The 21,880-nt window shown below is 44.6% G+C and carries 10 protein-coding genes; 1 reads left to right on the top strand and 9 read right to left on the bottom strand.

The genetic code is table 11. From position 1 onward, the window contains the following. Positions 1 to 185 precede the first annotated feature (185 nt). From PSE6802_RS31280 to PSE6802_RS31270, 7 genes are all read right to left on the bottom strand, one after another. Complete coding sequence (locus PSE6802_RS31280; protein WP_019501408.1) at positions 186 to 1,688, bottom strand: tetratricopeptide repeat protein; 1,503 nt, start codon at positions 1,686 to 1,688, stop codon at positions 186 to 188. A 17-nt stretch (positions 1,689 to 1,705) separates the two neighbouring features. Further along, the gene (locus PSE6802_RS29500) at positions 1,706 to 4,180 is read right to left on the bottom strand and encodes an O-linked N-acetylglucosamine transferase, SPINDLY family protein (RefSeq protein ID WP_019501407.1); all 2,475 of its coding nucleotides are present in this window, start codon (positions 4,178 to 4,180) and stop codon (positions 1,706 to 1,708) included. 8 nt (positions 4,181 to 4,188) lie between these two features. After that, positions 4,189 to 6,837 carry a tetratricopeptide repeat protein gene (locus PSE6802_RS29495; RefSeq protein ID WP_019501406.1) on the bottom strand — a complete coding sequence of 883 codons (2,649 nt, stop codon included), beginning with the start codon at positions 6,835 to 6,837 and terminating at the stop codon, positions 4,189 to 4,191. Positions 6,838 to 6,848: 11 nt separating this feature from the next. After that, the gene (locus tag PSE6802_RS0117825; RefSeq protein ID WP_019501405.1) at positions 6,849 to 8,063 is read right to left on the bottom strand and encodes a DegT/DnrJ/EryC1/StrS family aminotransferase; all 1,215 of its coding nucleotides are present in this window, start codon (positions 8,061 to 8,063) and stop codon (positions 6,849 to 6,851) included. Positions 8,064 to 8,149: 86 nt separating this feature from the next. After that, the gene (locus tag PSE6802_RS29490; RefSeq protein ID WP_019501404.1) at positions 8,150 to 8,755 is read right to left on the bottom strand and encodes an acyltransferase; all 606 of its coding nucleotides are present in this window, start codon (positions 8,753 to 8,755) and stop codon (positions 8,150 to 8,152) included. Between the two features lie 5 nt (positions 8,756 to 8,760). Beyond that, on the bottom strand, positions 8,761 to 11,367 hold the full coding sequence (locus PSE6802_RS32710; RefSeq protein WP_019501403.1) for a tetratricopeptide repeat protein: 2,607 nt from the start codon (positions 11,365 to 11,367) through the stop codon (positions 8,761 to 8,763). Between the two features lie 49 nt (positions 11,368 to 11,416). Then, a complete protein-coding gene (locus PSE6802_RS31270) occupies positions 11,417 to 13,756 on the bottom strand; it encodes an FkbM family methyltransferase (protein ID WP_019501402.1) in 2,340 nt (779 codons plus the stop codon). 286 nt (positions 13,757 to 14,042) lie between these two features. Between PSE6802_RS31270 and PSE6802_RS29475 the strand changes: the two genes are divergently transcribed. Further along, the gene (locus PSE6802_RS29475) at positions 14,043 to 15,329 is read left to right on the top strand and encodes a GAF domain-containing protein (RefSeq protein ID WP_019501401.1); all 1,287 of its coding nucleotides are present in this window, start codon (positions 14,043 to 14,045) and stop codon (positions 15,327 to 15,329) included. A gap of 115 nt (positions 15,330 to 15,444) precedes the next feature. Here PSE6802_RS29475 and PSE6802_RS0117800 read toward each other — a convergent pair whose 3' ends face one another. Beyond that, positions 15,445 to 16,566: a hybrid sensor histidine kinase/response regulator gene (locus PSE6802_RS0117800; RefSeq protein WP_019501400.1), complete on the bottom strand. Its 1,122-nt coding sequence runs from the start codon at positions 16,564 to 16,566 to the stop codon at positions 15,445 to 15,447. Then, positions 16,563 to 21,731 carry a PAS domain S-box protein gene (locus PSE6802_RS31265; protein ID WP_019501399.1) on the bottom strand — a complete coding sequence of 1,723 codons (5,169 nt, stop codon included), beginning with the start codon at positions 21,729 to 21,731 and terminating at the stop codon, positions 16,563 to 16,565. The genes PSE6802_RS0117800 and PSE6802_RS31265 overlap by 4 nt, the downstream gene beginning before the upstream one ends. Positions 21,732 to 21,880 lie beyond the last annotated feature (149 nt).

Genomic DNA, 21,880 nt, shown 5'->3' with positions numbered 1-21,880 from the left:
TAATTTCGTGTAAGTAATGTGTCAGTTATTTAGTTACTCTTCAGTCGTGTTTACAACTTACCCCCGCAATCTCCGATTCATATCATCACATACAAAAAAATTTTTTTGGGACTGGTATAACCCTTTGCTTAAGCTGATAAAGCATCGCAATATCAGGACTTTCAGCTATTTTAAAAGCTGGGAAGTTAGCCCGATATTTGAAATGTGATGTAGTTGCAATTATGCTGCGCCAAAATTTTAATGCTGCTGTCACCTTTAACCAGCTCTAACGGGGATGGCAATAGCTGAATTGCCTGCATCCAGCATGTATCTTCGACCATGGGGCTGGTGTCAATGAAAATTTCGTCATCGAGCCACAGCCGAAACCAAAACACGATCGCATGACATTTGCCTTCGTCATTAATGACGGGCTGAATTTCTTTAGTTGCTGGTTGAATAGATGCACCACAAAAATCAAAGGCAAACACCTCGAAGACTTCACTCAAAACCCTATGGGGAAAATGGCTGAGGTAGTTTTGTAGGTAGGTATATTTTGAAGAAAAGTCATTGAAAGGACTGAGATCGAACCCTGCTGCCGTTTGGACTCGATCCTCAGCATACAATTTTTCGCTCTCGACTAACATACCGTAGACAGTTGCGGCTTTGGGTAATATTTTCGCGTCGGGTGCAAGCAGGTTAGCACGCGCATGGGCAACAGATGGAACTACACCCTCAGCCAAAAGCCCCACATCTACAATTTCTGAAACCAGGATGTTAGCTTTTGCAGGCATGTCTGTGCCTATCTCTAAGTCTGTGGAAATTTTATTGACTACTGTAATTTGCTGGCTAAACCCATTCAATTTGACAATTTTGCTTGCCATATCGGCAACAGGCTTGACTTTTTCACAACTCGTAACGTGCTTGGCCCCAGCACGAGCCGCCATCATTGCTAACAAACCCGATCCAGCACCAATATCCAGGACAATCGAGTCAGACCGGATGGCTTTGCGTAGGGCTCGATTGTAACAATCATTCCGATGGCGATCGTTCATCATGGGAAAGTGCCAGCGGGGCACCAACCTCAAATAAATACGATTGAGGTTTTGGGCGATCTCTGGCATGTCAGGATTAATTGCTAATGCTCTTTCGTAGCAGTTAATTGCTTCATCCAGTAATGACATTTGCGCTAGAGCACTCCCCAAGTTGCAATGTGCTTCAACGTAATTGGGGTCGATCGCTAACGCCGCTTCGAATGATGCTACGGCTTCGTTGAGGTTACCCTGTTGGTACGCAATACCACCAATGTTGACATGTGCTTCAGCATAGTCAGGGTAAATCTCTAAGGCTTTTCGATAAGCAGCGATCGCCTTGCCAGCTTTATCTTGAGCGCTAAAAACATGCCCCAGGTTAAGATAAGCTCTGGCGTATTCGGCTTCAAGCTCTAGAGTTTGTTGGTAGTAATTAAATGCTTCATCAAGATTACTCGTCCCCACCAGGGCTTTTTCTGGCGGGTAGTGTAGATCGGCATATTCATGTCTGATGGCAATTGCTTCAGCATAAGCTGAGATTGCCTCTTCCCATTTCTCTTGCCCGGCCCAAGCTGATGCTAAATTACGATAGGCGAGTTCGTTATGAGGGTCGATCTCTATAGCTTTTTGCCAAGTAGCGATCTTTCGATCGGATTCTTGGGGCTTATCTTGTCTAGCCAAAATAACCTCCTTACTTCTTAACTTCTTTCTAGAATTACTGATTTGTAGAATGCCTCAAGCCCTTGCACGCAAGTTATATCTTCGTATAAAAGGTTAAGGCGCTCCTGCATTTTGTCTATAATTGCCTGTCGCCAGGTTGAGTCTAACCCCAATTTTGTAGCTATTTCTATATACTCATCCTCAGTTTGAGCAATTGTTTCTGTAGTACCAATAATTTGTAAAAAGGCGTAAGTATGACGACCGCGCATAAATTCACCGGGGCAGGTGACGATTGGTAGCCCGCAAGCGATCGCTTCTAAGCTAGAATTCCCTCCCGACCAGTCGAAGGTGTCCAGAAAAATGTCTGAAACAAGGTTAAGGTTGAGGTAATCTTGCCAGTAAAGACCAGGAAAAATAATGCAGAAATCCTGGCTGTTTAAACCAACTCGATCGAAGGCTGAATATAGCCTTCGGCAGAACTGTTCTGTAACGTACGAGCTACGATTGGCTAAAAATAAAAATTTTGCTTTTGAGACATGCTGAGCTATAGCTGCAAAGATATAGTCATATTGGGGCAAATACTTATATAAGCTCTGACTGCACAAGTAAACAATCGCATCTTCAGGTAGCCCGAAATCCACGCGACATTTACGTACAGTAGGTAAGACAGGCTTAGAATATGAAAAGCCCAGTTTAGGTAATCGAACTAGTGTTTCTGAATAGTGCGATCGCGCATCGTCAGGTTCCATCAGAGCGCTAGATAGGTAGTAGTCAATTGTTGGCAATCCAGATGTAACGGGATGCCCCCAGCAGTTACACTGTACTGGCGCTAGCCTCAGTCCGGCTAGTTGGGTAGTGAGAGGATGCATATTGAGATCGGTAAATACCAAAATATGCAGATTGTCAGCACGTACCCGATCGCAAATTTTTTCTATATCGTCTGGTATATGGTGGAAGCAATCACTTTCTCGCTCAAATTCCTTGGTAAAAAAGTCTGCTTTTGAATCGACTAAATAGCTATAAACCTCGAATGTTTGCCGATCTCTATAGCGCAACCAGTTAAGAACCCATCTGCCGCCTGAGTGCATTCTTAAGTAATTTGAAATATAGCCGATGCGAATTTTTTCACCTGGAGCTATTGGTGGCATCTCTAGAGGTTGTATCCACTGTGGATAATTTGCAGCCATAATACGGTGGATAGTTCGTCCATATTGAGTTTGCAGGTCAAGGTCATTTTGAGCCTGATATGGCAGATAAAAGTTGGTATCAACTTTAATACTATCTAAAGCCCAGAGTTTATCTACCTCCGTGCCTGTTTCTAGTTTGATATCGATCTGCCGAGAAAAGTCTGTTAATCCTTGAGTAAATCGTTGCCGCCAGTATTCGATTTGTTCTGCCGTGTCGTACATAATTGGCAGAGTCAACCGATATTTGCGGTAAGCATTAGGACGATCGCTGTCTAAAGTTAAGACTTGCTGATAGCAATCAATTGCAGCCTCTGCCATTCCTTGCAAGTACATTGCATTACCCATGTTTTCCCACGCCTCTACATGCTGAGGTTGAGTGCGGAGAGTATTTTGATAGCAAGCTATTGCTTCATCCAACCTATTTTGTCGAGCATAGGCAATCCCAAGTTCGTAATAAGTTATGGAGTAGCTAGGATTAGTTTCTGGTAAATGTTGAAGATAATTAAAGGCTTCATCTAGTTTTTGACTCTGGATTAAAGCTGTAACTAAACCTAATCTGGCGGGAAGATATTCTGGCTTGAGATCTAAGGCAATGCGATATGATGCGATCGCCTGTTCGGGTAAATTATTTTGATAAAGTAACGCGGCCAGATTACTGTGCGCTTCAGCAAAATCCGGTTGTAATCGGACAGCTTGCTCTAAGTTGTCGATTGCTTCATCGAGTTTGCCCTGTCGTTCCCAAATGAATGCTAGATTTACATACGGCTTTGCAAATTCAGGTTTAAGCTGAATAGCTTTTTGATAGAGGGCGATCGCTCGTTCGTATTCCTGCTGATTTAAAGTAATATTGCCAAGACTGAAATAGACTTCGGCGTAATCGGGATTAAGGTTGATGGCTTTGTTATAACAGGCGATCGCTTCGCTAATATGTTGAACTTCTGCGTGTATCGTCCCTAATCGATAGTGCCATTCAGCGACTTCCCCTTGCTTAGCTAAGGCATTTTGATAGTGAGCCATACAGGCAGCTACAAGTGCGGCGCTAGTTTGGGCAGTACTATTAGTAGTTCGATCGGAAGCTAAAGCCTGTTGTACAACCTGTAAGAGCAAAGTACCGTTTACTTGAGTAGGGGAAAGAGTAGGTAAAAGCGAGATCGCGTGTTGGAGATCTCCATCTTCATTCAAGATGAACTGTCCTGATGGGATTGATAGAGCGAGCGATTTCAGGATGTCATTGATATCCTTTGGTTGATTTTTGCAGCGGATATCTGCTCCCAGATCGCGAGAATGTCGTTTGATTTCCAGTTGTTTTTTGTGTTGACTCTCCACGACAGTTATCAAATCTGTTTAAATCTTAGTTCCCTAAACCGATCGTACATATCTCTAGCAAGCTTCTTGGGGTTCCACAGAGGTGCTAAAGTTTCGATCTGCTTAGCTCGAACCATTCTTTCTCTTACAGATACTCTCAAACTAGAATCTAATCCAAATTTAATTCCCCAGTCAGTATATTCTTCCCAACTCCAAGAGACACCTTCAGCAATCCCTAAAGATGTTAGGCAAGCGTAACCTACTCTACCCATAAATGTCTGCGATCCGGTTCTAGTTACTAGTGGCAGATCGAACCACAGTCCTTCTATAGTGTGAGTACCGCCATTGTAGGGATAGGAATCTAGCATGACATCAGCAGCAATGTAGGTGGTTCTATGTTTTTCCTCTGGCAACTGAGGTTTAATGAATTTGATGCGATTAAAATCGACCATTTGGATCGCACACTCTTGTTGATAGGACAACTGTATAATTTCAGGGTCGCCAGTAATGGCTTTATGAATCAGTACGCTATTTGTAACATATTTTAATATACTTACCTGAGCTTTAACCATATCTGGGGTAAACTTGCGCCCTGATGCGAGGGTCAAATATGCAACTTGCTCTGCACTAATACCCAACTCATGGCGCATTTCATCGCGACATGCTGGTTCTCTTTCTAACCCAGATATGGCAACACATAGATCTGGGACTCTGACAATTTGCTCGCAATAGTGAGCTTCAGTGCCTTCAGGATGTAAATAGCGATCGCTGAGGTAATAGTTCCGAGCGGTTATAAAGGGAGCGTCAAATCCCAACCAGGAAATACACACAGGCGCAGGCTGTTGGTAAAGGATTTCAGGATTTACATGCATAGTCACAGAGTCTAGATCGACTAATACGTCTAACTCATCTTCTCTAACTTGCATTAAAATCTCCTCTACTAAATTATTGGAGAGTAGATCTTGAGGTCGATACAATTTCGAGGCTACGCGCGCGAACATTTCAGTGCGATCGTCTTCCCGAAGATTTCCGGTAGCATAAAGATAGATGTGGGGAGTAAGTTGAGATAACTCGCAAACTACATCAAAGCAAAGCCATCCAACAGCATTCCTCGCAAAATTTGGAGAGATAAACCCTATTTTTAAGTGTTTGGAAGGATCCGAAGCTGGATAGAAAGATCTTTGTGAGGTAATAGGCCGAGCAGCCAGAACTTTTCGGGTATATAATTCCCCAATTAGCTTTGATAATTGAGAGTTAGCTCCCAGATCATCTCTCAAATGGGGAATAGCAATTAATAGCCACGTATAAAGTGCTTGAATTTCCTTGGGGGTAAGACGAGCGGCATGTTCGTAAATTTGATTTTCCAACTCTAAAAATTGCTCGAGCGCTCGATCGTACATACCAGCAATGAGATATGAGCCAATAAAAGCTACTTGCGAACGAATGGGATCGCTCGATCCACATGATAGTGCGTACCGATCGACAAGAATTTTTCTCGAAGCACTAGCTTCTTTACTCAATTGGGATTTACTAAGCAGAATGATAAGCTGCCAATAAGCATCCCCATAATTAGGTTGAACTTGTATTGCTCTTTGATAATAGTCAACCGCTTTTTCCAAATTGTCTTTCCGAAGAAAAATATCGCCAATATCTCTGTAGACCTCAGCATAGGTTGGGCAAATCTCTATTGCTCTTTGAAATCTGGCTATTGCTTCGTCATCCCTGCCAGCTTTCAGAAGTAAGACACCTAAATTTCTATGTGCCTCCACAAAATCAGGTTGGATTTCAAGCGCTTTTTGTAAGTTTAGAATAGCTTCTTCAATTTTCTCTTGCCTCTCTTGAACGTACGCTAGATTGATGTAGGCTTTAGAAAAAATTGGGTTGAGTTGGATCGCTGTTTGGTAATTGGCGATCGCTTGCTCGTAATTTCCTTGATTTAAATCGATATTCCCAAGACTGAAATAGGCTTCGGCGTAGTTGGGATCGAGTTGCAAAGCTTGGTTGTAGTAAGCGATCGCATCCACATGTTGTTGCATTTCTGCATAGATCGTTCCCAACCTGTAATGCCATTCGGCAGTTTCTGGTCGATCTGCTAAAGCTTTCTGATAGTGAGCAACGCAGGCATCTATCAATTGCAAGCAACTGGGGGAAGTACGATCTAGAGCTACAACCTTCTGGACAACCTGTAATAACAAAACACCATTAACTTCAGCAGGCGAACGGTCAGGTAATAGAGAGATCGCTTCTTGTAGGATCGTATTTTCCGGTAGACTGAAGTTGTCGCGATCTAGCTTGATATGCAGCAAGAACGTCTGCAAAAGGTTATCGACATTCTCAGGTTGATTTTCGTGAATGTATTGACGGATCGACCATGCAGTTTGATAGTTTGCCCTATTTGCCTGGATTTGAGATTCGTTATCCAGAGTTTCTATCAGTTCAGCAATATAGGCATGCATTTCTGCTTCCGAGTCTGCCGTAGAAAGCGCATCAAACCACACCATCTGTGCCTCCTCTTCTTGACCTTGCAGTAGCAGCAGCAAGCCAAGTTGCCAGTAGTAAGATTTGACATTGGGGTTAGAAGCGATCGCCTGTTCGTACAAACTAACTGCCTCGCTATAGTTACCTTGCAAAAAATAAGCTTGGGCTTGTTGCTCCCAGTCAGATAGTGCTGTCGTCATGATGCTGTTTTTTATTGAGATCTAAGCCTTTGACTGATTTCAGATCCATGAGTAACACAATAGCGAATTACTTGAGTAATTTTATGGATATCTACGCTACTAACCGATGTACCTGTTGGCAAGACCAAAACCCGCTGACCTAGCTTTTCTGTCTCTGGTAACAGCAACCCTGCATGGGGGAAATAAGAGCGATATGGTTCCATGCGATGGCAGCCAGGATAAAAGTAGCGGCGCGCTAGAATATTCTCGGCATGAAGTACTTTTAGCAGGCGATCGCGGCTGATTTGACTCTTAGTTTCATCAACCTCTAGAACAATATACTGATAGTTACAATGCTCTGCCTCGTCATAGGCAAATAGCTTAATCCCTGCTAAACCAGACAATTCTTGTTGATATTGCTTATAGTTTTGTTGGTTTGCCGCGATAAAAGTAGACATACTTTCTAAACCAGTCAAACCCATTGCGGCAGACACTTCGCTCATTTTGCCATTTGTGCCAACGTAAACTACGTTATCGTAGCCAGCAAAACCGAAATTCTTCATCAAGCGAATTTTATTAGCTAGCTCGTCGTTATTTGTAACGATCGCCCCGCCTTCAAAGGCATTAAGGAACTTGGTAGCATGGAAACTAAACACTTCAGCATCGCCAAAGTTACCGATCTTTTGACCATTGTAAGAGTTGCCAAAAGCATGGGAAGCATCGAAGAGTAATTTAAGCTCGTGCTTTTGCGCGATCTCCGTAATTGCTTCTACGTTACAAGGCTTACCCCAGAGATGCACGCCGATTATACCCGTAGTGCGCGGTGTAATCATGGCTTCGATCCGCCAGGGATTAAGAGTGTGGGTTTGCGGGTCTACGTCGCAAAAAACGGGGGTGATTTCCTGCCACTGCAAAGCGTGCGCGGTAGCCACAAAGGTAAACGACGGCACGATTACCTCACCTGCCAGCCCTGTTGCTCTAATGGCAATTTCGAGCGCCACAGTGCCGTTGACCATAGCGATGCAGTGCTTAACGCCCAGCCTCTCGCAAATCTGCTGCTCGAACTCCTGCACGTAAGGCCCATTGTTTGAAAACCACTTGCGATCCAGCATGTCGTTGATGCGTTCCAGAAGACGTTCGCGATTGCCAACATTGGGCCGACCAACGTGCAGCTTTTCAGCAAAAGCTGGCTTACCGCCGAAAATTGCTAGATCGGTAATCGTGCTTTGTTCTAGAAGCTCGATCATAACGTGTAGATTCCTCCGTAATAGCAGGCTGCGTGGTAACTAAATTCAGCATACCCAGATCTCCAACGGGGTAATCACCTGGCAAGTTAATTTATTGGTTCGCGGCGATCGCTCTTGGGGATATATTTGCCATAAGGATCGTAGAGATCTTTACGCAATTGCGCCTCTAGTTCTAACATTTTTTCCTTGGGGCGCGCCCCAATCGGTTTGGCTGGCGATCCGAAGTAGGTTGTCCAGGGCTCGCAGTCTTTTTTAACCAAGGAGTTCGCTCCAATTGCAACACCTTCTCCAATTACAACTCCCGGCAAAATAACCGAATTTGCGCCAACGATCGCATGTTTGTGGATATGCACAAACGAACGACTGGCTACACGATAGGGAAAGGGAACGGTTGGATTAGTTAAGCAGCCTCCCGCGTAGTCCTCATTACCAGTATAAATTCTCACTCCACCTGATAGGCCGGAGAAATCCTCCATAATAAATTCCCCACCACCAGCAATAGATGTAAAAGCACCAATATGAACAAAGCTACCGATGATTGTACGTTCACCCCCCATAATGAAGACAAAGTCATCAATAATTACTGAATCACCTATTGAGATGACTTCAGGTGTGATGATTTTGGCTAGTGGCCATATCATTACATCTTCTCCAACTTGCTGTAAAGCAAGACTCTCTGCTTGATTAGTCATATTATCTATTCTGTTCTTACTATCTCTCTAAAAAAGTTTTCCAATCCCCTAATACAATTATCATCATTATATACATACTTATGGCGTGATTTGATTTTTGCTACTATATCTCGATTCCAAGGCAAATCCCGACCAAGTCTAACGGCTATATCAATATATTCTGATTCGCTATAAGCAATTGTATCTGTTACATCAAGCGCTTTTAGAATACCATAGGTTGTACGACCTTTTAAAAACTCAGTTGGCATGGTAACCACAGGTAAATTACAAGCAATCGCCTGTAAGGTTGTATTCGATCCAGAAAAGCCAATTGTATCCAGCGAAACATCCGAGTTGAGTAGGAGACTGAGATAATCTTCAAAGTTCATACGAGGCAAAAATATGCAGCGATCGTTGCAGTCTAAATTAGCTTTTAAAAATGCTGATTCGATGCGCTGTCGAAATTTTTGGGTGACAGTATCTTGCATGTCGCTTACACAAAACGCAATCTTGGACTCTGGAACCTTGTTAACAATTTGTGTAAATATATAGTCGTATTGAGGCAGATATTTCCAAATTGTCTGGCATGAGAGATAAATCAAGCAGTCTTTTGGTAAATTCAGGTCTGCTCGATCTTTAGGCGTAGCAGGTAGTTTAGGCCAAGGATAGCTCAAGCCAAGACTAGGTAAACGAACCAATTGTTCTGAGTAATGTGCTTGGGCATCATCCGATTCCATCAGATCGCTAGACAGATAATAAGCAATAGTTGGGATACCAGTGGTAACTGGGTGGCCGGCCCAGGCGCACTGAATGGGAGCGAGTCTCAAGCCAGCAATTTGAGTCATTTGAGGATGCATACCAATGTCTGTAAACACCAGTACATGCAAGCGATCTGCAAAGATTCTATCGCAGCAGGCTTCTAGATCGTTAGGAGTAATATGTCGAAAAAAGTCGCTTTCTTGCTGAAATTTTTCGGTGGTACTGTCAACTAGTTTATCAGTATAGTAAACATAGGTCTCAAAGCTATTTCGATCTCGTTGCTGTATCCAGCCCAAGGTCATTCTCCCAACACTATGCTCCCTAAAGTAAGGAGAAATATATCCAATCCGAATTTTGCCATTAGGAGCGGGCAGTGACATCTCCAAACGTCTTGACCACTGCGGATAGTTGGCTGCCATAACTTGCTGAACAATCTGTCCATAATGATATTGCAGCTCGAGATCGTTTTTACCTTGATAGGCAAGATGAAAGTTTGTTTTTAGACCAATGCTCTCTAATGCCCATACTTTATCTGTTACCAGCTTTTGCGATATAAGATTTGCGTAACGTTGCAAGCCATCTGTAAAGTGTTGTCGCCAATAATCTATTTCATCTGCACTTTCATAAATAACAGGTAACCCCAACAAACTCATACGATTAGCTTTTAGACAATCAGGGTTCAACTGTAAAGCCTTGCTATAATTAGATTGAGCTTCCTCAATGTTGCCATGCACCATCCAAAAATCCCCCAAATTAGCATAGGCATTTGCATGATTAGGATTAATGTCTAATAACCTTCTATAACATTCATAAGCTTCATCTAGCATATTAGATTTTGAGAAAGCCATAGCAAGATTGAGATAGGCTAACTCATAGTCTGGCTTGAGCAATATGGCTTTCTGATAACATTTGACTTCCAACTTAACGTTTTCGTTGTGAAAGGCTACTCCCAAATCAAGGTAAACATAAGCGAAATCGATTTTATGGGTAGGTGCTTCCTCTAAACAGGAGAATGCTTCCTCTAAAGAAGCATTTTGGAGTAGTACTTTAGCTAGACTTAATCTCGCAACCACCTGCTCTGGATCGAGTTCGAGAGCCTTTTGCCAATTGGAAATTGCCCGATCGCATATATTTAGATAATATAGTGATTCTCCCAGACAAGTATATGCACTAGCAAAATCAGGTTGAATCTGTAGAGCTTTTTCATAAAAAGCAATTGCCGCTTCGTGTTTCCCCGATGCTTGTTCGATATTACCTAAGCCAAGCAGTGGTTCAGGATTATTGGGATCGAGTTCTAAGGCAATTAAATATGAGGCGATCGCTTCCTCTACTCTTCCTGTTTTACTATAGATATTACCTTTGATATTGTGAATCTCAGCGGACTCGGTATTTACCATTGTCCCTAGGCAAGAGTCATAGAAAACAATACAAGCATTAGAAAATCTCTGAAGAATATCACCAGCAACGTCCGATCTAATTAATTCCTGCAATGTTTGCAATGGAAGATTGAGATCTATTTTCGATCTCGAACTAGCAGTGAGCAATTCAATTACATCTTCTAAAACTGTATCTTCTTTAGGTCGGAATGTTTGAGATTTGATTGATGTAACGATCAGGTGCAATAGGTTCTCTATATCTCCTGGGGCATTTTCTTGAATGTGCTGGCGAAGCAACCAAGCTTTGTCATAATTTCCTAAACCCTCTTGCTTTATGGCTTCACCTTTAAGGATATCTACTAATTCTGCCAACCAAACTTCAACTTGCTCTGGGGTTCCATCGGCGATCGCAGATATCCAGACCATTTGAGCTTCTTCCTCTTGTCCTTGTAGAAGCAACTCTAATCCATCGTACCAATAGAGATTGTTTGCGCTCATATCATTCTGTCTAGTGATTAATAATGCATCTCATTAAGCTTTAGCGTAGTCATGAGACTTCTACTAGTCCTTGTATTTGTATGTTTTGGTGTGGGTGGATCCCTAAAATATTAGGGTCGTTTTCAGTACCATGCCAATATAAAATGTATCCTAGTTGCTTGCAAAGCCAGATTAATGGGTTTCTTGTGTCATCATCATGGCTTTCAAGATAGAGAATGGGATGGTATTTCTCTATGGTATTTCTCGCACCCATGATGACATCGCGCTCCATGCCTTCAACATCGGCTTTGATCAGGTGGCATTGCTGCAACCCCAAGCTGTCAATCGTTACCATCTCTACGCGTTCGTATTGACTTGCGACTGTTTTTTCTAGTCTTGATGTACCTTGCAGGACTACGCCACCGAAATTATCCGATCTCGTGAAATCAATTTGTGGCACGTTAATGAATCCGGGTTCCGATCCTACAGCTTGATTAAAACAGTAAGCGTGGGAGATGCTATTTAAGGCAATACTTGCAACTAAAGCTTGATAAATTATTCTTTGTGCCTCAAACGCATATACTTTTCCCCTTGCCCCAACAAATTGACAGAATGCCAAAGTATGCGTACCGATATTTGCTCCTACATCTAGAACAACATCACCTGAACTTATTAGTTGCTTCAGCAGATCGATTTCATGCTCGCACCATGTGCCTAAATAGCTCAGCGATCTACCAATATAAAGATCGTTTTTGTTATAGAGCATCAAGCCATACTTGGCTTGACAAAGCTGATTAAAGCCAGATAGTAATATCTCGTTTGAATTCTGGCACTCGTTCATTGATTCATTTGTGTCGGTCACTGTGACGGATCGCATCTGCAAATCCGCAGCTAAATCTGCAAATCCGTAGTTGCTAAGAATCTTTTGCTTGAGTTCGGTGTATCGATTCTGTTCCCACTTTTTGTTATTCTGAGCACTCCAGATTGGATTGCGATCGCTCCATTCAGTTGACGTATAATAGTCGGGCAAAAATCTTGTCTTAAAGTCTGGATTCCTCTTGACATATGTGTTTCCTACACCGTATAAACCAAATTGATCTAGCATCCAAGCAGATCTTTGGCGTAAATTATGGATGATGAAATCAGATAAACAATTTAGGTAGTTTTTTGCAGCTTCGGTTTGACGAACAATGACAAGTGATGCACAGTATCGGTCGTAAATTGGTAGGCCAGAACCAAAATCTACCAGAGCAATATCATAGTCTGATTCTGAGTTAACAATAGAGTCAAGATCGCGACGAAACAGAACATCAGCGTCAGTGATAATAACTGTGTTGCCAACATTGCGAATAAACTCAGCAGCACGACAGAACCTGACGCAGCAATAGTAGACAAGTTTTGCTATCAAGCCATCAGGGTTATTGTTGTCGGCAATATCCAAAAATTCATAGGAATGCGATATCTGTAGATCTGGCAATTTGCCCTGCAGCGAGCTGAGTAATTGGAATGTTTCTAGATCTGGATCCATAATATGGAAATGGATGCCACATCTAGGTGATGTTTCGTATAAACTCAATGCTTGGGCAATGCCAAAATTGCGAAAATATACCCTATCTGAAGATAAAAAGACAATTGGCTTGGATTCATCTAAGTGGTGACTGCCACCGAGATCGATACAGGTAGAAACTAAATGACTATTCCTCTCTAAATTCTTTCCTGGGTTCTGGTGAGTCAAAATATTTTGGAGTGGTGAAAAGTCAATGGTGCAGGTGGGATCGCGATCTAACTTTCCCTGTCCTAGTAGGGATTCCGCTAACACGCGCGACGTGAAACTATTTACTTCTCCCTCCTGCGGATTTTTAGCGATCGCCTGTCTGGCATATTGTTCTCCCTTCGCATACTCTCCCAAAATATTCTGGAGATATGCTAATTCACCTAAGACGGGTAATTCAGGATCGATCGCGATCGCTTTTTCCAATGCTTGAATGCCTTGTTCAACTTTATCTCGTTGGCTAAGTTTAAAGTTGCGATTGGCTGGCGCTAACAAATGGGCTATTGACACGTAGCTGAGAGCAAATTGAGGGTTTATTTCGAGAACCCGTTCGTGGATGGCGATCGCTTCTTCCGGCTCACCCAGTCTTGCATAAAGATTGCCTAGTGCATATAAATTATTTACATTCTCAGGATCGTTTTCGCGGATGTGTTGGCGAAGCAACCAGGCTTTGTCATAATTTTCTAATTCCTCTTGCTTTATAGCTTCATCCTTAAGGATATCTACTAATTCTGCAAGCCAAACTTCAACTTCTTCTGGCGTTCCTTCTGCGATCGCAGATAGCCAGACCATTTGTGCTTCTTCCTCTTGCCCTTGCAAGAGTAGCTCTAGTCCTTTGTGCCAAGCCGATCCCGTCATAGATAATGCATTCAGTTTCCTATGCCAATTTTTTCGTCATCATTCACGCAAGGTAGCTCTATACAATCTGCTTGAAGGTGAGGTCTACACTCCTGCGCAGGGGGGCTACGGCAGATGGTGTAAGCATCTCGCATGACACAAGGTTAAACCACTGCCTGAACTTAATTTTACGATAAATTATAGAGCACTGTACATTAAATAAACATGATAGTTATTGGTTAGCGATTTTTGGGAATAATCCTAGAGAGTGACTGCGATCGTTCTGTTATAGTCCCGCCATAAGCACATGTCCGAGGTACCTCAGCCTGATATGCAATTTAATACTTTGCAACAAGCCGCCTATCAATCGGCTGCGCCTGCCGCTCGTTTTTTTGAACAAAATGAGCAGCAGCAAGCCGAGCAACTGGAACAGATCGAGCCTCAAGCTATGCTGTTGCTCCAGGCCAAGGCTCAAGAAAAAGCCATGTTACGTCAAAAAGCGTTAGTTAAAATTACGAATCGGATTCGTCGATCGCTAGATTTTTCGGAGATCTGTCAAACAGCAACGGAGGAGGTGCGCCAGTTAATCGAAGTCGATCGCGTCACCATCTACCAATTCAATCCAGATTGGAGCGGCAACTTTTTATTTGAGTCGATTTCAGAAGGTTGGAAGCCCTTAGTGGGCGCTTTACCTGCGATTGAGGATACTCATTTCATGGAAACCCATGGCGGGCGCTACGCAAACAATGAAACCCTGGCGATCTCGGACATCTGCACTGCCGAGTACTCCGATTGGCATGTCGCCTTGCTAGAAGAATTTCAAGCTAAAGCCTATGCGATCGCGCCAATTTTTCAAGGCGATCGCCTGTGGGGATTGCTTAGTGCTTTTCAAAACACCGCACCGCGCCACTGGAATGTCGATGAAGTAGATTTACTAGCTCAAATTGGCGAACTACTCGGGATCGCTCTACAGCAAGCAGAATCAGTGCAACAGATGCAGTCACAAGCACTAGAATTGCAGAAGGTGGTGGCAGAACTGCATCTGTCGCAAAGGGAATTGATTCAAACAGAAAAAATGGCGACCTTAGGGCAACCAATTGCTAGTGTAGCGCATGAGATAAATAATTCTTTAAGTGCAATCCAGACTGCTGCCACCAACGTTCAGGATTTTTTAGAAGCAGGTCTAGGCGAGCTACCTCATTTACACCAGTACTTGAGTCCTCAAGAACAAGAAAGCTTTTTCCAGCTTGTCGATCGCGCCATCCATACTCAAGGATTTATGGCTTCGATAGAGAGCCGTGCCCTCAGGCGCAAAATCGCAACTGAGATCGAACCATATAACTTTGAAGATGCTAGATATATTGCGGAGTTGTTAATAGATATGGGAGTTGATGAGGAGAGAATTGAACTTTTACAACCTCTTTTAAATAGCGATCGAGCAGACTGGGCAATCCGGCTTGCGTATAGTCTGACTCGCAGCTTTACGAACAATCAGACAATTTTAGAGGCTGTCGAGCGCTCTAGCAAAATGGTCTCTGCGCTTAAAAGCTATACTAAAGTCGAGCAAAACACAGAGAAGCATGAGAAACTATAATCGATTTTGCGATACTCTGTGTTGATGATAAAACCTCGATTTTAAAGACTTAGCGGAACTCAGGAGGTTATTGGGGCATCAAGACAAAATGCCAATCATTCATTGCCGATCGGACTCAGGCTGTTATGGTAATTTCAAAGATAGCTCCTTGGGGTTGATTGCTTTTGGCACAAATTGTGCCGCCGTGTGCTTCCACAACCATTTTACAGAAGGCTAAACCTAGTCCTATTTGAGAAACATTTGGCATGAGAGCGCCTATCTCGTACTTTTCAAAAATCTTTTGCTGCAAATCCTCAGAAATACCTGAGCCAGAATCGATAACCTGAATTTTGAAATCGTTAGGTGTAGGATATTCTACGTTGACGACTGTCGAACTGTTGTGCGGGGAAAACTTGATGGCATTGGAGAGGAGGTTATCTAATGTGCGTCTAAACATGGAAACATCGACGCAAACAAGCTGGCTTGATGGTGGAAATTGAGCGATCAGTGATTGTTTTTTGCGAGAGGCGCGCTCTTCAAAGTCTGATATAGAAGATTGGATCAGCTCGTGTAGATTGACTTTTGTGCGATGGAGGAGAATTTTGCCAGATTCAAACAGAGCAATTCGGAGTAAGTCCCCGATTAATGCTTGCAACGATTGGGCAGACGTATAAACTTGAGATAATTTGGAGTTCCGCCTTTCCTCAGGATAGTTGGGGCTTGAGAGCAGTTCCAGACCAGCTAAGATATTGCTCAGAGGATTGCGTAAATCGTGGACGATCGCGTTAACCATGTCTTCGCGCAGGTTGAGCAAAGCTTGCAGGTCATCATACTGGCGTTTGATGCGCAGCATAGCTTGAACCCGGGCACGTAACTCTAGCCTGTTAAGAGGTTTACTGATAAAATCGGTAGCTCCAGCAGCCAGACACTGAGAAAGGCTGAGTTTTGAGTTTAGTGCCGTGACCATCACGATTGGAACAGCTTGCCATTTTGGGATTGCTTTGATTGTCTGGCAGACTTCGATGCCATCCATTTCAGGCATCATCACATCCAGTAGAATGAGATCGGGGCTAAAGCTTTCAAGTCCTTCGATCGCCTCTTTCCCACTAGAAGCATAGTACAACTGATATACTCGGACTTCGTCTGGGGTAACCGTCTCCCAGGGGGCAGCTTCACCAGCACCAGCGCTCAAAAAAGTTTCAACCACATCGAAATTATTGGGTTCGTCGTCGATTATCAAAATAGATGGAGTTCTCATTGATTGTCTTCTGAAGGCGTTAAAAGTTTTTGAATCAATTGCGTCAATTGCTTTAGCTTGACGGGTTTGCTAAGGTACTCGTTGGCTCCAGCGGTGAGGCAACGATCGCGATCGCCAGCCATAGCCAACCCAGTCAGAGCCACGATCGACACGTTAGCTAAGTTTGGATCTCGGCGGATTTGCTGCATAGCTTCGATGCCATCTAAGTCCGGCATCTGGATATCCATCAAAATCAAATCCGGATGCTCGGACTGTGCCAGGGCGATCGCCTCTTTCCCATTTTTCGATATAAGGATGCGATAGCCTTTGGCTCTGAGATAGCTGGAAATGGTAATGGTATTAGCTTCATTGTCTTCTGCTAGCAAGATTAATGGGGTAAACTTTCGCTCAAATAGTCGAGCTTTACTGCCAGTGTCACTGGGGACATTCTGTACGGGGGAGGGTAATACTGTAGTAGTACAGGGAAGATCGATCGTGAAACAGGTACCGACCCCCACCGTACTCGTAACCCCCACTTGTCCGCCGTGCAGTTCGACAATGCGCTTGACCAGCGACAGTCCTAAGCCCGTCCCTTCATATTTGCGGTTGAGAGCGCTGTCGATCTGGGTAAATGGTTGAAACAGCTTACTCATATCTTCTGTGGCAATGCCGATGCCCGTATCAGTCACGGCAATTTGCAGTTGAGGTTGGGGATATCGCTCTGCAGCACGGGCTTCGCCCGTTAGCCCCAAGCGATGCACTTCGCGTGAAGGGGTTGGGGGTTGGGGGAGATGGCTGACCTCTAAGATAATGCGTCCGCCTGCCAAGGTAAATTTGACGGCATTGCTGAGCAGGTTGATCAAAACCTGGCGGATGCGTCTTTCATCCACTAGTATATTGGGTAGATGGGGTGGCAGTTTCAGTTCTAGCTGAATGCGCTTGTCTAAGGCTGTTTTTTTGATAAATGCCAGACTAGACTGACAGAGCGCTACTACGTCAACGGAGGAAGGCTCCATATCCATCCGCCCCGATTCGATTTTGGCGAGATCGAGAATGTCGTTTATGACTTCCAGCAAGTGAAGTCCACTGCGCTCGATCGCTTCTAAGGATTTAATTTGCGCTGGATTAGTCTCGCCAAAAATTCCATCTTGCAATCCCTCGGTCATACCCAGAATAGTATTGAGAGGGGTACGCAGTTCGTGACTCATATTGGCAAGAAATTCGTCCTTAAGGCGATTAGCACGGAGGAGTGCTTGATGGGTTTCTTGCAGTTTTGCGTCGGTTTGTTTGAGAGAGCTGATGTCTGTAGAGATCCCGCAGATCGCGTAGGGGTAGCCGTTGCGATTGCGAAGGACAAACTTGTTAGAGAGGAATGTATAAGTATTATAGCCAACCTTAACCTCTTCCTCAAACTGACGAATGTGACCCTCAGCTAGAGTAGCTCGATCGTTGATTCGAATGAGATCGGCTATGTTTGCTGGGAAAAAATCGTGGTTGTTTTTGCCGATAATATCTGGCATCTTACAGTTAAAGAAATCGAGAAACGCCTGGTTGACAAATGTATGCCGCCCCTCCAAATCTTTCACGTAGACCACCGAGGAAGAGCCGTTGAGAATAGCTTGTAGTTTGGCTTCGCTATCTTGCAGTTGTTGTTCGGTGCGTTTGCGATCGCTGATATTTTGATAGGTACCTAAAACACCTACAACTTCACCTTGCAAGTTGTGCAACGGCAGCTTATTAGTTTCGACCCAGATCTGGTTGCCATTCGCTCGTACTAGAGTTTCGACGATGCCTAGCTTTGCTATATTAGACTGCATGACCTCTCGATCGTCAGCACGGTAAGCATTGGCGGCTTCTGTTTTCCCCCAAGGCAGTTCGTAGTCAGTTTTACCGACAATCTCTTCAACAGAATTTAAATTTGCATCGCGGAGGAAATTGCGGTTGCAACCTAAATAAACCGAGGCTTGATTCTTCCAAAACACTGACAATGGGAAGGTATCCAGCACCGTTTGCAAAAATTGTTCGCGCTCTTGCAATCTGGCTGTGCGCTCTTGCACTTTGATTTCGAGTTCCTGGTTGAGTTGTTGCAGTTGTTCTTCAGCTCGTTTGCGATCGCTAATATCCCTTTGAATCCCAAAATGTCCGATAATTCGACCTTCACGATCGTACATGCAGACGTAGTCACCTTCAACGGTCATGGCGGTACCGTCTAGTTTGACTGCTTCAGTTTCGGTGTGCAGATGTCCTATATCAAAAAGTTGCCTCCAGACCCGTTTCCCCTGCTCCAGATTGTGGGCGAAGAAATCGTTGGGAGTGAGATGCAAAAGTTGCTCTGAGGTAGCGCCATATTGATCGAGCATAGCACTATTAACCCGGGTCATGCGCTGATGGGCAAACACGTAGTCTAAAACCGCCTCTTTGTCAACCGACTCATTCCAGTCAATGGGGCGATCGAGCATCATAAAAAAGCAACCGTCGAGAGATTGGGAGAAGAACAGATCCAACAGTTCTTTTTGCTTCCGTGCCTCAGCTTCAGCGGCTTTGAGATCCGTGATATCCTGTCCAACGGATTGAAATTCAACTAAGCGATTGTCTTTGTCAAAAATGGCGCGATCCGTCCACAGTTGCCATGCAATCTGACCATCTGTCTTGATAACCGAGTGCTCTTGCACGTGCAACGGATTTTCTGGAGTTAAGTTGCGCAGTGCTTTCACGCTTTGTGCGACAAATTCTCTCTCATCTTCAGGAATCAGGTTGAGGAAGTTAAACCCAATGAGTTCTGACTCGGAAGCACCAAAGTAGCGGCAATAGGATTCATTTACAAAGGTGAGGGTGCCATCAGGCTGAAATCGGCAAATCAGTTCGGTTTGATCTTCAACGATAGCTCGATAGCGCTCTTCACTTTGACGCAAGGCAGTTTCAGCAGCTTTGCGATCGCTGATATCCACTGCAGTCCCTATTATCTGCCAGGGCAAGCCTTCTACCGTGCGTTTGAACACGCGATTGCGACTTTGCAGCCAGCACCACTCTCCATTGACGCAGCGCATCCGGTACTCGACATCCATTACTTCACCATCCTCGGATGTCAAGTATTGTTCTAATTTCGCCATGACTTGAGGCAGATCGTCGGGGTGAATCAGATTTGGGAAAAAATTGCTGCCCATTGCCTGAACTTCTACAGGTGTATATCCCAAAATTGTTTGGATTTGGCAATTTACATAGACATTGCGCTGTTCCACCAGGTCGTAGATGTAGAGGATAGCAGTGCTGGATTCGGTAACTTCTGTAATGAAGTGCTTTTGTTCCTGCAGGTCAGCGGTACGTTCGGCTACTTTGGCTTCAAGCTGCTGATTGAGTTGCTCCAGTAACGTACTGGCTCGTTGCCTTTCTAATTCAGCGACAGCACGGGCACCGAAAACCTTTAGCAGATTTTCAGCGCGGTGTGGATCTTGAATCGGCAGCCGATCGAGGATGCACAGATCGCCGATCGCCTCACCCTGGTTATTTCGCAACGCAATACCTAGATACCCTTCTGCCTCCATAGCTATCAGGTCTAGATCCTCAGGAAATAGTTGTTGAACTCCAGACTCGCAATAAAATATCCCTTCCTCTAAGGTTCGTTCGCAAGGAGTTTTGGCGGGATGGTAGGAGAAAGTGGGTTGCAAAGAGCCATTGGCCCAAAAAGCCAGGGACTGAAGGCGATCGCCAACTCGCTCGGTTACAAGAGCATAGGAGACGTTTAATGCCTCGGCTATATGATTCACCAAAGCAGTGAAGAAATCTCGACCAGTAGTAGACGCAGTGCCCGCGATCAGGTTGTTCAGAGCAATTTCAGCTTGTTTGCGATCGCTGATATCCATATCGGTTCCCAACATTCGTTCGGGATTGCCATGCTCGTCTCGCAGCACCATCCCTCGAACCAAAACCCACACAATTGAGCCATTCCTATGGAGCATTCGATGTTCGATAACAAATTCGGATGTTTGCTCGTCTATGTGTGTATTAATTGCTGACCTGACTAATTCGATATCGTCTGGATGTGTAAATGTAAGCCAGGATTTAGCATCGTTCGGGATGTCAGCATCCGTGTAGCCAAGGAATGCTTTAATATTCGGATCGATATACACCTCTTGGGTCTTTAAATTATGTTCCCAAACCCCGACCCTAGCGGCACGAGTAGCCAGACTATAACGCTCTCCTACTGTTTGCAGCGACCGTTTGGCTTGTTCGCGTTCGATCGCAATCCCAGCAATATTAGCCGCCTGACCGATCGATTCTAGTTCAAGGGCTGTGGGCGATCGCACCTCTTGGTAATACACGGCAAATGTGCCTAGGACTCGATTGTCGCTAGCCATAATGGGAGTTGACCAGCAAGCTCGCAGTCCATAAGCCAAAGGAAGTTCTTTGTATTCTTGCCAGAGAGGATCGGTGTCGATGTCAATCACGATTGTCGTTTCCCGACGAAATGCTGCCGTTCCGCAAGACCCTTGCCCTTCACCGATCGCGATGCCGTCCTCAATCGCACGGTTGAAGCCTTGCGGCAAACTGGGGGCAGATCCAAGACACAGTCGATTGTCTGACTCCAGTAACAGGATCGAACCCAGAGCATCTTTGAAGCAATGCTCGATGAATGCAATTAGCTCGTGGAGCACATCAGACAATGGTTCGTCCCGAGCAATTTTTGACAGCAGTGCATTTTGGGTCTCCAGTTGGAATTCCGTGCATTTGCGATCGCTAGAGTCCTTAGAATTGAGGGCTTGCTGCAGACTTTCGCGGGTCACCAGCCCGACTGGGCGATCGCGCTCGTCCAGGACGGGCAAATGGCGCATCCGGTTTGCTTGCAGCAGGTTCATGGCGATCGCCCCGTCGGTAAAATCCGACTCGCGCAGGGCGATCGTGAGGGGTGCCATCACCTGAGCGATCGTTAAAGTGTCAAGAGGCTGCTGCTCTACAACCAGGCGCACTACGTCCCGATCGGTTAGAATGCCAACCAATTGCTCCGCTTCTACCACCAATACGCAACTCGACCGTACCTCCTGGAGGAGATCGTTCGCGTCAGGCGATCGCGCGCCGTGCATTTGAGCGATCGCCGCGATCGCCTTAGTATCGGGCGCAGCAATTAGTGGATCGCGAACAATGGCGAACTTCGGGTCTAGCTGGCTGAGATTGGTGGCATCAGAGAACATAGCAAAGGGACATTAGTATCGTTAACGCGAATTTGCCCATCATAACTGACCTCCTCCCCCCACCCCAATTTTGAGGAGAGAGGAAAATGTTAGCAAAATCAGGGTCTGGTTTCTTTCTCCTCTACGAGGAGAGGAGTTAAAGGAGAGGA

It is taken from the genome of Pseudanabaena sp. PCC 6802, assembly GCF_000332175.1.
Lineage (GTDB): Bacteria > Cyanobacteriota > Cyanobacteriia > Pseudanabaenales > Pseudanabaenaceae > PCC-6802.
The sequence above is the reverse complement of the archived record's forward strand: the minus strand, read 5'-3'. Positions and strand labels throughout refer to the sequence as shown.